Source organism: Bradyrhizobium sp. (genome assembly GCF_035309285.1).
GTDB lineage: Bacteria > Pseudomonadota > Alphaproteobacteria > Rhizobiales > Xanthobacteraceae > Bradyrhizobium.
In genome coordinates, this window is the sequence record NZ_DATGFH010000164.1 from 18,600 (window position 1) to 30,445 (window position 11,846).

General features: G+C 64.6%; 11 protein-coding genes. 9 read left to right on the forward strand and 2 right to left on the reverse strand.

What is annotated here, in order from left to right; translation table 11 throughout:
- The first annotated feature begins 104 nt into the window (after positions 1-104).
- The 5 genes from VKR55_RS29135 (at position 105) to VKR55_RS29155 (ending at position 4,588) form a co-directional block, all read left to right on the forward strand.
- Positions 105-1,547 (forward strand): sulfatase family protein, encoded by a 1,443-nt coding sequence (locus VKR55_RS29135; RefSeq protein WP_324408853.1) that lies wholly within the window; start codon positions 105-107, stop codon positions 1,545-1,547.
- The gene (locus tag VKR55_RS29140; RefSeq protein WP_324408854.1) at positions 1,544-2,875 is read left to right on the forward strand and encodes an MFS transporter; all 1,332 of its coding nucleotides are present in this window, start codon (positions 1,544-1,546) and stop codon (positions 2,873-2,875) included. Before VKR55_RS29135 ends, VKR55_RS29140 begins: the two co-directional genes overlap by 4 nt.
- A gap of 312 nt (positions 2,876-3,187) precedes the next feature.
- Positions 3,188-4,063 carry a LysR family transcriptional regulator gene (locus VKR55_RS29145; protein WP_324408855.1) on the forward strand — a complete coding sequence of 292 codons (876 nt, stop codon included), beginning with the start codon at positions 3,188-3,190 and terminating at the stop codon, positions 4,061-4,063.
- Positions 4,064-4,153: 90 nt separating this feature from the next.
- Entirely contained in the window at positions 4,154-4,390 is a 237-nt protein-coding gene (locus tag VKR55_RS29150) for a DUF1902 domain-containing protein (protein WP_324408856.1), read from the forward strand.
- Positions 4,391-4,588, forward strand: coding sequence for a type II toxin-antitoxin system HicA family toxin (locus VKR55_RS29155; RefSeq protein WP_324408857.1), 198 nt, complete (start codon positions 4,391-4,393; stop codon positions 4,586-4,588). It begins immediately after the preceding gene.
- Between the two features lie 341 nt (positions 4,589-4,929).
- Here the strand turns inward: VKR55_RS29155 and rpmB are convergent, their stop codons facing one another.
- Positions 4,930-5,238 carry a 50S ribosomal protein L28 gene (gene rpmB, locus VKR55_RS29160; protein WP_324408858.1) on the reverse strand — a complete coding sequence of 103 codons (309 nt, stop codon included), beginning with the start codon at positions 5,236-5,238 and terminating at the stop codon, positions 4,930-4,932.
- Positions 5,239-5,586: 348 nt separating this feature from the next.
- Between rpmB and VKR55_RS29165 the strand changes: the two genes are divergently transcribed.
- The 4 genes from VKR55_RS29165 (at position 5,587) to fdxA (ending at position 11,395) form a co-directional block, all read left to right on the forward strand.
- Positions 5,587-6,441 carry a DUF3108 domain-containing protein gene (locus tag VKR55_RS29165; protein ID WP_324408863.1) on the forward strand — a complete coding sequence of 285 codons (855 nt, stop codon included), beginning with the start codon at positions 5,587-5,589 and terminating at the stop codon, positions 6,439-6,441.
- Between the two features lie 687 nt (positions 6,442-7,128).
- Complete coding sequence (locus VKR55_RS29170) at positions 7,129-10,614, forward strand: helicase-related protein (protein ID WP_324408859.1); 3,486 nt, start codon at positions 7,129-7,131, stop codon at positions 10,612-10,614.
- Between the two features lie 68 nt (positions 10,615-10,682).
- On the forward strand, positions 10,683-10,952 hold the full coding sequence (locus VKR55_RS29175) for an RNA-binding S4 domain-containing protein (RefSeq protein ID WP_324408860.1): 270 nt from the start codon (positions 10,683-10,685) through the stop codon (positions 10,950-10,952).
- A 104-nt stretch (positions 10,953-11,056) separates the two neighbouring features.
- Positions 11,057-11,395 (forward strand): ferredoxin FdxA, encoded by a 339-nt coding sequence (gene fdxA, locus VKR55_RS29180; protein WP_324408861.1) that lies wholly within the window; start codon positions 11,057-11,059, stop codon positions 11,393-11,395.
- Positions 11,396-11,579: 184 nt separating this feature from the next.
- Here fdxA and VKR55_RS29185 read toward each other — a convergent pair.
- Positions 11,580-11,846: hypothetical protein (locus VKR55_RS29185; RefSeq protein WP_324408862.1), on the reverse strand; the 267-nt coding region annotated here is incomplete at its 5' end.

Genomic DNA, 11,846 nt, shown 5'->3' on the forward strand with positions numbered 1-11,846 from the left:
CCGCATGCACTTAATTTCGGGCCTGCCATCCGCGCCGCTGTGGCAGCTTGGTCGAAATGACGCGCGGCAATGCGCGCAAGACCAAACCAACACGGAGGACGCCCTTGAAGCCCCAGAATCTGCTGGTCCTGATGTCCGATGAGCACAATGCGCGGATGATGGGGTGCGCCGGCCACAAGCTCGCCAGGACGCCGAACCTCGACCTCCTGGCGGCGCGTGGCACGCGCTTCACTGACGCCTACACCACCTGTCCGATCTGCGTGCCGGCGCGCGCGAGCTTTGCCACCGGGCGCTATGTCCACGACATCGAATATTGGGACAACTCAATCGCCTATGACGGCCGGGTGAAAAGCTGGGGCCACCGGCTGCAGGAGGCCGGCATCCGCGTCGAGTCGGTCGGGAAGCTGCACTACCGCCGCGAGGAGGATCCCTGCGGCTTCGATCACCAGCACATCCCGATGCACATCACCGGCGGCGTCGGCATGATCCAGCTCTCGATCCGGAAACAGTTTCCGGATTTCGTCCCGCCGCCGCGCAAGCGCGCCGCGATCGCGGAAGCAGCTAGCTCCGGCGAGAGCGAATACACGCAATACGACCGGCGCGTCGCCGACATCGCCGCGCAATGGCTGCGCGACGCAGCTAAAGCGACAAAACCATGGGTGCTGTTCGTCAGCTTCGTGACGCCGCATTTTCCGCTGGTCGCGCCCAAGGAGTTTTTCGACCTCTATCCGATCGACCAGATGCCCGATCCGACCTACGGGCCCGGTACCGGCTACGTCCCGCACCCCTGGCTCGCCGATTTGCTCGCCGGCAGCGCGCCGAGCCCGCAGGACCAGCGCCGCGCGCTCGCCGCCTATCTTGGCCTCATCAGCTTCATGGACGCTCAGGTCGGCCGCGTGCTCGCCGCGCTCGATGACGCGGGCCTCACCGACTCCACGCGCATCCTCTACACCTCCGATCACGGCGAGAACGCCGGCAAGCGCGGCTTCTGGGGCAAGTCGAACCATTATCAGGAAGCGGTCGCGGTCCCCTTCATCGTGGCAGGCGAGGGGGTGCCCGCGGGAAAACTGTCGGCGACACCGGTGTCGCTCGCGGATGCCTATCCGACCGTGCTCGACGGCGTCGGGCTTTCGGCGGCGAAGGATGACGTTCCCGGCTGCTCGCTGTTCGAGATCGCGAACAAGCCTGATGACCTCAATCGCATCGCCTTCTCTGAATATCATGCCGCGGGCTCGCCGTCCGCGAGCTACATGCTGAAGAAGGGCCGCTTCAAGTACATCCATTACGTCCGCTTCGAGCCCGAGCTGTTCGATCTCGACGCCGATCCCGAAGAGAGCACCAATCTCGCCGCGCGTCCCGAATATGCCGCCACCGTGAAGGCGCTCGAGGCGGAGCTGCGCACCATCGTCGATCCCGAGAAGGAGGACCGCCGCGCCAACGAGGCGCAGCGCATCCTGATCGAGAGCAAGGGCGGGCCGGAGCAGGTGATGGCGAACCTGCCGACCAAAAAGGGCTACACGCCCGTTCCGGCCGGGCTGATCTCATGAGCGGCGAGGCGGTTCATAGCCTTGATCAGCGCGCCGCGCTGCCCACCGGCTCCGATTCCCCTCCAGCCGCCTCGCGCGATCTTGTTGCGCTGCTGACGCGTAACCGCTGGGTCCGCATTCTCGGCGTCGCCTTCGTGATGTACGTGCTCGCCTTTGTCGACCGGGTCAACCTGGCGATGGCGGCGCCCTTCATTCGCAAGGATCTGGGCCTCACGCCGGCCGCGCTCGGCTTTGCCACCGGCCTGTTCTTCTGGGGCTACATCATTCTGCAGATTCCCGCGGGCCGCCTCGCCTCGACCTGGAGTCCGAAGCGGGTGCTGTTCGTGCAGCTCCTGCTCTGGAGTTCAGCCTCGATCACCACCGCGCTGGTGCATTCGCCGCTGGAGCTCACCATCAACCGCTTCGTGCTCGGGCTTGCCGAAGGCGGCGTGCTCACCTGCACGCTGGTGTTGATCCGCAACTGGTTTACCAAGGCCGAGCGCGCCCGCGCCAACGCGCTCTTCCTCCTGACCTTCCCGATCGGGCCGATGTTCGCCGGTCCCATCTCGGGCCTGATCCTCACCTATTCGCAGTGGCGCTGGATGTTCGTGATCGAGGCGATGCCCGGATTTCTGTGGGCGCTGGTGTGGTGGTGGGCGATCGACGATCGTCCGCAGGATGCAAAGTGGCTTCCCGAGGGTGAGCGCGCAGCGCTTGTCGCGCAGCTCGCCGCCGAGGCGGAGCAGGCGCCCGTCACGATCCGCGGCCACTGGCTCTCCACGCTCTGGCATCCGAGCGTGCTGCTGCTTGCGCTCTACAACTTCCTCGCGCTGATGGCCGAATGGGGCGTCAACTTCTGGTTTCCGACGGTGGTGAAGGAGACCGGCCTCTCGATCGGCATCGTCGGCCTGCTCACCGCCGTGCCGTCAGTGCTGGGAATCATATTGATGCTGGCGTTCGCCACCAGCTCGGATCGCTTCCGCGAGCGCAAATGGCACATGATCGTGGCCACCGCCGCGGCCGGGCTGCCTCTGCTCGCCTTGCAATTCACCAGCGGCAGCGCGCTGGCGACCGTGATCTGCCTCTCGATCGCAATGGGCGCCTTCCTCGGCCGCTTTGGCCCGTTCTGGACATTGCCGAGCGAAGTGCTGCCGCCCGCCGTGGTCGGCGTCGGCATCGGCCTCGTCAACGGCGTCGGCAATCTCGGCGGCACCGTCGGCCCCTATTTCTTCGGCGTGGTGAAGATGCACACCGGCAGCTTCTCCATGGCGCTCGCCATCGGCGGCCTGTCGCTGCTGGCCAGCGCCCTGGTCGCGATCCCGATCCGGACAAGGCAGCGCGAAGCATAAGCTCGGGACTGAGCTAAGCACGAGAGCTGCAGCGCTCTCCGTCACCTCTCCCCTTGCGGGAGAGGTCGGATCGCATCGCAAGATGCGATCCGGGTGAGGGGTATCTCTCCACGGATACACCTGCTTCGTGGCTACCCCTCATCCGGCGCGGAGCCTGTCATCGGGCCGCGCTTCGCGCGGACCCGTTGGCGCCACCTTCTCCCGCATCCGCCTTCGCCAAGGCTTCGGCGGACGAGAGGGGAGAAGGAACGGAGTTTGCGGCGCCGCCGAACCGCACCTGTTGCTCTCGGCCACGTCTGCTACAGTTCGCGCATGGAACTCCGCCATCTCGAACAGATCGTCGCCATCTGCCGCGCCGGCAGCTTCTCCGGCGCCGCCAAGGAGCTGGGCATCGCGCAGCCGACGCTTTCCAAGAGCATCTCCAGGCTCGAGGCCAAGCTCGGCGTGCTGCTGTTCGAGCGCACCAACGCCAACGCGCGGCCGACGGTTTATGGCCAGTTCGTCGCCGACCAGGCGGGCTCGCTGCTCGGCAGCGTGACGACCCTGAGCCATGAGCTGGAGCAGATGGCGCGCGGCGAAGCGGGGCTGCTACGTATCGGCGTCGGTCCCGCGACGCGGCTGAAGCCGCTGCCGGAGGTGGTGCGCCAGGCGGCGCGCGCCTTTCCGCGGCTGCAGATCGTGACCCGCTATGCCGGGCCGAACCTGATGATGCGCGCGCTCCGCGCCGGCAGCTTCGACCTCATCTTCTGCAATAGCGAGCTGGCGACGCAGGAGGATTTCATCCGCATCAAGGTGTTCGACGACCGCTACATCGTCGTCGCGCGCCCCGATCATCCCGCGCTGAAGGCCGCACCGCTGTCGGCGGCCGCCTTCATGCGCCTGCCGCTCGCGAGCGCAGGCCTGACGCGGGATTTCCGCGCCTGGCTCGGCCACGCCACCGACGCGCACAAGGGCGCGCTGGAGGCCTTCCTCTCCGACGATTACGACCTCATCAAGCGCATGGCGCTGGACTCCCGCCACATCGCCCGCGGCCCGCGCTTCGTGTTCGAGAGCGAGCTCAAGCGCGGCGAGCTGGTCGAACTCGCACTCGAGCAGGACTTCCAATACGAATGCTGGATGCTGACCACGGCCGCGCTGTGGCGCTCGCCGATCGTCAAGGCGATCGCGGGGTTCTCGAAGGAGGGGTGAGGCCCGTGTGCGTAGGGCCGAAGGGAAAGGGAAGGGGGCGACGACCGATCGCAAGGATGGTAATGTGCAGCCGCTATTGGGAATGCTCGCATGTCGAAACCTGTCATATTCACTATTTCCGCGACCTGGGACGATGAGGCCTCGGTGTGGAGCGGACATTGCGACGACATTCCCGCTGCCGCCGATGCGCCGACCCTCGACGGCTTGCTGGAAAAGATCTCGGCTATGGCGCTCGACCTCCTGCCGGATAACCATCCGGACGTGGACCCGCAGTCGCTGTTCCTGCAGATCACCGCCTTGCGCGAAGCCGAGCCGGCTGCAACCTGAATGGCGCCACAGTTCGATCGCGCGTTGCGGGAGTTGCTGAAGGCCGCTGGCTGCACAATGGTGCGCCAAGGGCGCGGCAGCCACGAAATTTGGCATAGCCCAATTACGAAGCGAAATTTTGCGGTGCCAGTCGGCATTCCCAGCCGGCACACCGCGAATGCGATCCTGCGTCAAGCTGGGTTACCGAAGGCGTTTTGATTGGGCGCGTTCTCAGACTCAATTTTTTAAACTGCCACTTGCTTGACGTCATCGCCCCGCTTGAAAAAGCGCGTGATAACGCAGGCCATGTCTCCACGTTCTTGCGGCGCATATGCGTCCGAGTTCCACATGAGCACACGATGGCGCGGGCGCAAACAAAAGCGGCCGGGTCATTTCCGACCCGGCCGCCACCATCTCACTACAAACTCTGCTTACGCGACTGGACGCTACGAACGAGGCCGCCGCCCCAGCCCTCTAAGTTCGGCGCATGATCTCATCGGAAAACCGGTACCCACTTTGCGCTAACGCGGCCCTGCGGGTCCGGATCATGCGTGGAAAACTCAGCTCGCCTTCTTCTCCGGCTGAGCCGCGCCCACCTTCTTCTCGATCTGGCGCTTCAGCTCCAGCGCGCGCGGCGAGAGGGCCTCGGCCTTCGCCTTCAGCAGGAACGCGTCCAAGCCGCCCCTGTGGTCGACGCTCTTCACCGCGTTCGTCGAGACGCGCAGGCGCACGTTCTTGCCGAGCGCGTCCGAGATGAAGGTGACGTTGCACAGGTTCGGCAGGAAACGCCGCTTGGTCTTGATGTTGGAGTGGCTGACCTTGTGGCCCACCTGGGGGGCCTTGGCCGTCAGTTCGCAGCGCCGCGACATGATAGAAAAATCCTCGTTCCAGCCCCGGCAGCCCGCTGGCGCCTTGAGGGGTCAAAATGCGTGTCCGTCCTTACAGGGAGCGGGCGGACGTATAGGGGGACGGGGCGGATACGTCAAGGTTTGCGGCCGAAAAGCCGCGCCACAATGGCGTTTTGGCAAGCCCGAGAAGGACTTAAGCCATCATATAAAGGGCGCAATCCCAGCCGATGAGAAAAGCGAACCCCGTATGACAGAGGCAAGATGTTCCCGGGGGATTAAGCGATAATCGCGCGAAAGACGCGTTGTTTGCCGGTATTTTTAGCTTAGATGAATGAAATCGCGCCGAGCAGGGATGGCCGCGACGTGACAATGAAAACCAAGCTATCGGCCCGACCGGCGCGGTGGGTGGCCGCCTCGCTGGTTGCCGGCGCCTATCTTGCCGCAGCCGCCGCGCAGCCGGTGGCCGCACAAGGCAAACTCGAGGCGCAATATGAGGCCTCGCTCGCCGGCATTCCCGTAGGCCGAGGCGCCTGGAACATCGTGATCGGCGACGATTCCTATGCCGCGTCCGCCTTCGGCGGCACCATCGGGCTTTTGAAGACCATCGCCAACGGCTCCGGCACGGGCGAAGCCGAGGGCCGCATCGTCAACGGCGCGCTGGTGCCGGCCAATTACAAGGCCTCCACCACCACGTCGAAGAAGTCCGAGACGATCCACATCACGCTTGCCAATGGCAATGTGAAGGACTTTGGCATCGTGCCGCAGCCGCCCGTCGATCCCGGCCGCGTGCCGATTACGGACGCGCACAAGAAGGGCGTGCTCGACCCGATGACGGCGTCGATCTTGCGCGTGCCGGGCACCGCCGATCCGCTCTCGCCGGACGCCTGCCACGGCGCGGTCGCCGTGTTCGACGGCCGCATGCGTTATGACCTCAGGCTCGATTTCAAGCGCATGGAAACCGTCAGGGCCGAGCACGGCTATTACGGTCCGGTCGTGGTCTGCGCGCTCTATTTCACGCCGATCGCGGGCTACATCCCGGACCGGCCGGTGATCAAATATCTCGCCAAGGCCCGCAATATCGAGATCGCGTTCGCGCCGATCCTGGGAACCCGCGTGCTGGTGCCGTTCCGCATGGTGATCCCGACCCCGATCGGCACCGCCATGCTGGAAGCCACCTCCTTCGTGACGCAAGCCAGCCCGCCCCACGTGGCGAAGACGCAGTAAGTTTTCCTTCTCCCCTTGTGGGAGAAGGTGGCGCGCGAAGCGCGCCGGATGAGGGGTTTCCATCCGCGGAGCCAGACCCCTCACCCGGCTCGCCGCTGCTTCGCATCGGCGATCCACCCTCTCCCACAAGGGGAGAGGGTTTTCGAGCCCGCGCATGACGGGTAGAGGCTGGCGCGCCATCCCGTCATGACAGCCCAGACACGAATCCTGTTGACTCTTTCCCGCTTCTGATTCGACTCAGGGACCCGTCAAAACCTTAAGATTCCCGCCGTTGAACCGTTGCTTGTGGGCTTGCCACAAACTTGATCTAGTGCCGAGTCAACAGAACCAACGCGAGATGTTGCGGTGAACGAAAGCGGTTCTCGGGAGGAGTCAGCGATTCGGCCGCGATTCGTTCTCAAGTCGTTCGCAAGCTTAAAAAGCGACGCCATATATGTGGCGAGGCGTCACAATCTGAAACAGAATCAACCGAGATAGGGCCAGGGAGCCCAACAGTTTTCGTCATTGCGAGCCAACGGGTCCGCGCGTAGCGCGGCCCGATGACAGGCTCCACGAAGCAATCCACACTATTTCCGCGGATGCAGTATGGATTGCTTCGTCGCTTCCGCCTTCGCCCTTCGGGCTAGGGCGGACAAGTCGCTCCTCGCAATGACGATCGATAGGCCGGAATAGAAACACCCGAAAAATATGGCTTTCTCTCCACATCAAGGGTTCGCGAGCGATCGCGCACCAGGCTCCGGCGTCACCGCCGTGCTCGGTCCCACCAACACCGGCAAGACGCATCTTGCGATCGAGCGACTGCTTGCGCATTCGTCAGGCATGATCGGCCTGCCGCTGCGCCTTCTCGCGCGCGAGGTCTACAACAAGATCGCCGATCGCGCCGGCGTCGAGTCCGTCGCGCTGATCACGGGCGAAGAGAAGATCAAGCCGAAGAATCCGCGCTTCTGGGTCTCGACCGTGGAAGCGATGCCGCGCGACATCGACGTCTCCTTCCTTGCCGTCGACGAGGTCCAGATCGCTGCCGACCTCGAGCGCGGCCATGTCTTCACCGACCGCATCCTGCATCGCCGCGGCCGCGACGAGACCATGCTGCTCGGCGCCGCCACGATGCGCCCGATCATCGAGCGGCTGTTGCCGGGCGCCTCCATGATCACGCGGCCGCGGCTGTCGCGGCTCGAATTTGCGGGCGATAGGAAAATCACGCGGCAGCCGCGGCGCACCGCGATCGTCGCCTTCTCGGCGGAGGAGGTCTACGCCATCGCCGAACTGATCCGCCGCCAGCATGGCGGCGCGGCGGTGGTGCTGGGCTCGCTCTCGCCGCGCACGCGCAACGCGCAGGTGGCGATGTTCCAGAACGGCGACGTCGATTATCTCGTTGCGACCGACGCCATCGGCATGGGCCTCAACCTTGACGTCGATCACGTCGCCTTTGCCTCCGACCGCAAATATGACGGCTATCAATTCCGCCGCCTGACGCCGGCCGAATTCGCACAGATCGCAGGCCGTGCGGGGCGCGCCACGCGCGACGGCACCTTCGGCACCACGGGCCGCTGCGCGCCGTTTGAGCCTGAGCTCGTGAATGCGCTGCAGAACCACACATTTGACAGCGTGAAAGTGCTGCAATGGCGCAACTCGAAGCTCGATTTCTCCTCGCTTGGCGCGTTGCAGGTGTCGCTGGCGCAGCCGGCGGGTCATGACGCGCTGACCAAGGCGCCGATCGCCGAGGACATGCGCGTGCTCGATCACGCCGCCCGCGACGGCGATGTCCGTGACATGGCGCATGGGCCGGCCGCCGTGGAGCGGCTATGGGAGACCTGCCAGATACCGGACTACCGCAAGATCGCGCCCGCCGCGCATGCGGAACTAGTGACCACGCTATTCGATTTCCTCATGAAGAAGGGGACGATCCCGGATGGCTGGTTTGCGGCCCAGGTCGATCAGGCCGATCGCGTCGATGGCGATATCGACACGCTATCGGGCCGGATCGCGCAAATCCGCACCTGGACCTTTGTCGCCAATCGGCCGGATTGGCTTGGTAACCCCGAGCACTGGCACGACATCACGCGCGAGGTCGAAAATAAATTGTCGGACGCGCTGCATGAACGGCTCACGGAGCGTTTCGTTGATCGTCGTACCAGTGTATTGATGCGCCGCCTGCGGGAGAACACGATTTTGAGTACGGAAATCGGCAAGACCGGTGAAGTCATCGTCGAGGGCCATGCCATCGGCCGGCTCGACGGCTTTACCTTTGCGCCAGACACAGCCGAAGCAGGCTCCGATGCCAAGGCGCTGCAGGCCGCGGCGCAGCAAGTCGTGGCGCGGGAGATCGACGCGCGTGCCGAAAAACTGGGCGCGGCGGCGGACGAGCAGTTCGTGCTGGCGTCCGACGGCACCATGCGCTGGACCGGCGATGCGGTCGCAAAACTGGTGGCGGCGGACGACGCTCTGCACCCAAGGGTGCGCATCATCGCCGACGAGCGGCTGACCGGCGCGAGCAAGGAGAAGGTGCAGGCGCGGCTCGATCTCTGGCTGAAGACGCATATCGAAAAGCTGCTCGGGCCGATGTTCGATCTGTCCAAGGCCGAGGACGTCACCGGCATTGCGCGCGGGATCGCCTTCCAGCTCGTCGAGGCGCTCGGCGTGATCGAGCGCAACAAGATCGCCGCCGAGATGAAGGATCTCGACCAGCCCTCGCGTGCGATCTTGCGCAAATACGGCGTGCGCTTCGGCGCCTATCACATCTATTTCCCGACGCTGCTCAAGCCCGCCGCGCGATCGCTGGCTTCGCTGCTCTGGGCGCTGAAGCAGGACAACATCGATCCGGCCGTGCTGTCGGGCGCGCAGCATCTCGCCTCCAGTGGCCGCACGTCGTTCCCGGTCGACAAGAGCCTGCCGCGCGATGCCTATCGCGTGCTCGGCTATCGCCAATGCGGCGAGCGCGCGGTGCGCGTCGACATCCTGGAGCGGCTCGCGGATCTGATCCGCCCGGCGCTGGCCTGGCGGGAGACCTCGCCGGGCGAGAAGCCCGCCGGCGCGTTCGATGGCCGCAGTTTTGTGGTGACGCAGGCGATGACCTCGCTCACGGGCTCGGCCGGCGAGGATTTCGCCTCGATCCTGCGTGCACTCGGCTATCGCATGGAGAAGCGTCCGCCATTGCCGTCGAAACCCGTGGTCGTGGAGACGCCGGCGGCGGAGGTTGCACCGAGCGAGGCTGCACTTGGCGAGGCTACACTCGGCGAGGCTACACTTGGCGAGGCTACACTTGGCGAGGCTGCACTTGGCGAGGCTGCAGCGGAAACGCCGGCCGAGCCGGCCGCAGACGCGCCTGTCGAGGCTGCCGCTGCGGAGGCGGCCCAACAGCCTGTGTCCGGTGATCCGGCGCCGTCCGCTGCGCTGCTGCCCGAAGTCACGCCGCTTGCGGTGAGCGAGGAGACCCCTGTCGTCGTCGAAGCGCAGCCCGAGCCGGTCACGGAGGCTGAAGCTTCGCCCGAACCTGCTGCGGAAGCAGCCGCGGAGCCCGCTCTGGAGGCCGCGGCCGGCGTTGCTGCGGCGACGGCGGAAGCCGCACCTGCCGAAGAAGCCGCATCTGTGGAAGCCGCTCCCGCGGCGCCGGCCGAACCGCAACTCGTCGAAGTCTGGCGGCCCGGCGGCCGCTCGGAGGAGCGGCGTCCGCGGCACGAGCGTCATCGTCATCATCGCCATGGCCAGGCGAAGCCGCAGGATGGTGCGGCCGCCGCCGAGGGCGAAGCCCGCGACGGCGAGAAGCGCGAGCGCCGCCGCCATCATGGCCGCCGCGATGTCCGCAAGCCCGATGCGGCACCGGCCGAAGCCACGGCCAATGCCGATGGCGCAGTCGCGCGTGAACAGGGCCAGGACCAGCGTCAGGAGAAGCGCGACCGCGGCGATCGCCGCGAGCGTTTTGAAGGCAAGGGCCGCGACCGCGATCGCGATGCCAAGCGCGAAAAATTCGGCGATCGTCAGGGCGAGCGCCGCGACGACCGTGACCGGCGCGATCGCGACCGTGGCCGCGACAAGCGAGATCGCGAGAGCGGGCCGGCGCTACGGCACTACGCGAGCTCACAAAACCCGCGCGATCGCGGTGCCGATCCCAATTCGCCGTTTGCAAAACTCGCGGCGCTGAAAGAGCAGCTCGCCGGCAACCGCAAGGAATAACTCAACCCATAGCGTTCTCGAGCGAAGTGGGCACTGGTTCGCGTCAAGACAGCGCGTCAAAAGGAAAGATGGATCGCCAGCGCCTCGACAAATGGCTGTGGCACGCGCGGGTGGTGAAAGCCCGCACCAGCGCCGCCGAGTTGGTCGCGAAGGGTTTTGTCCGCATCAACGGCATCCGCGAGACGTCGCCCGGACATGCGGTGAAAATGGGCGACGTGCTCACCATTGCGCTCGATCGTTCGGTGCGCGTGATGAAGGTGATCGGATTTTCCGAGCGGCGCGGCGATGCGAGTTCTGCGCGCGTGCTCTATGAGGATTTGCACATTCGGCCGGAGTAACTACGTATATTCCAGCGATTCAGTTCTTGGCTGCGCTTCCCTTGCGGCAGTGCACTGACTGCGCTAGGCAAAGCCCCAAAATTTTGACCGTTCCGGAGCCCTGGATGACTTACGTCGTCACTGAAGCCTGCATCAAATGTAAATACACCGACTGCGTCGAGGTCTGCCCCGTCGACTGTTTCTACGAGGGCGAGAACATGCTGGTCATCCATCCGGACGAATGCATCGATTGCGGCGTTTGCGAACCCGAGTGCCCGGCCGACGCCATCAAGCCGGATACCGAGCCGGGGCTGGAAAAGTGGCTTGAGGTCAACACCGAATACGCCAAGTCGTGGCCGAATATTACCCAGAAGAAGGATTCCCCGGCCGACGCCAAGGAATTCGAGGGGATGGAAGGCAAGTTCGAGAAATATTTTTCCAAGAACCCCGGCACCGGTGACTGACCCGGTTCCACTGATTTTGCCCCAGTCCTTACCTGAGTAAGGATTTGGCTTAACCCTGTTACGCGTCTTTAGGCTGAAAACGGCCTTCTTGCGGCGCCAAAGGGGCATAAATCATTGATTTTTGCGGGAAATGTGCTATATTCGCGTTTTAACTAGCCGAACCCGTCAGCCCGCTTGAAGGCCCCTATGGGTTCCCGTGAAAACATCCAACAGGGGCGTGGCAGTTCCGCGCGCAGGCTGTGTCACAAAAAACGCGTACAAAGAGTTCTTCAAAGGCTTCCAAAAAAGCCGCCGCGGCCATTAGCCGGGGCGCAACCAAGGGCCGTGCCCCGGCGTCCGCGAAGGATTCCCGGAAAACAACCAAGGCATCGGCTGCCAAGCCCTCCAAAAACAAAAGAAGCTCAATGCCAAACAAGACTGCGAAAACTGCCGCGAAAGCGACCGGTTCGAA

Coding starts and splice junctions, on each gene's coding strand:
- VKR55_RS29155 (WP_324408857.1), top strand. CDS start 4,391: ATGGCGCCACAGTTCGATCGCGCGTTGCGGGAGTTGCTGAAGGCCGCT.
- VKR55_RS29140 (WP_324408854.1), top strand. CDS start 1,544: ATGAGCGGCGAGGCGGTTCATAGCCTTGATCAGCGCGCCGCGCTGCCC.
- VKR55_RS29145 (WP_324408855.1), top strand. CDS start 3,188: ATGGAACTCCGCCATCTCGAACAGATCGTCGCCATCTGCCGCGCCGGC.
- fdxA (WP_324408861.1), top strand. CDS start 11,057: ATGACTTACGTCGTCACTGAAGCCTGCATCAAATGTAAATACACCGAC.
- VKR55_RS29175 (WP_324408860.1), top strand. CDS start 10,683: ATGGATCGCCAGCGCCTCGACAAATGGCTGTGGCACGCGCGGGTGGTG.
- VKR55_RS29170 (WP_324408859.1), top strand. CDS start 7,129: ATGGCTTTCTCTCCACATCAAGGGTTCGCGAGCGATCGCGCACCAGGC.
- rpmB (WP_324408858.1), bottom strand. CDS start 5,238: ATGTCGCGGCGCTGCGAACTGACGGCCAAGGCCCCCCAGGTGGGCCAC.
- VKR55_RS29150 (WP_324408856.1), top strand. CDS start 4,154: ATGTCGAAACCTGTCATATTCACTATTTCCGCGACCTGGGACGATGAG.
- VKR55_RS29165 (WP_324408863.1), top strand. CDS start 5,587: ATGAAAACCAAGCTATCGGCCCGACCGGCGCGGTGGGTGGCCGCCTCG.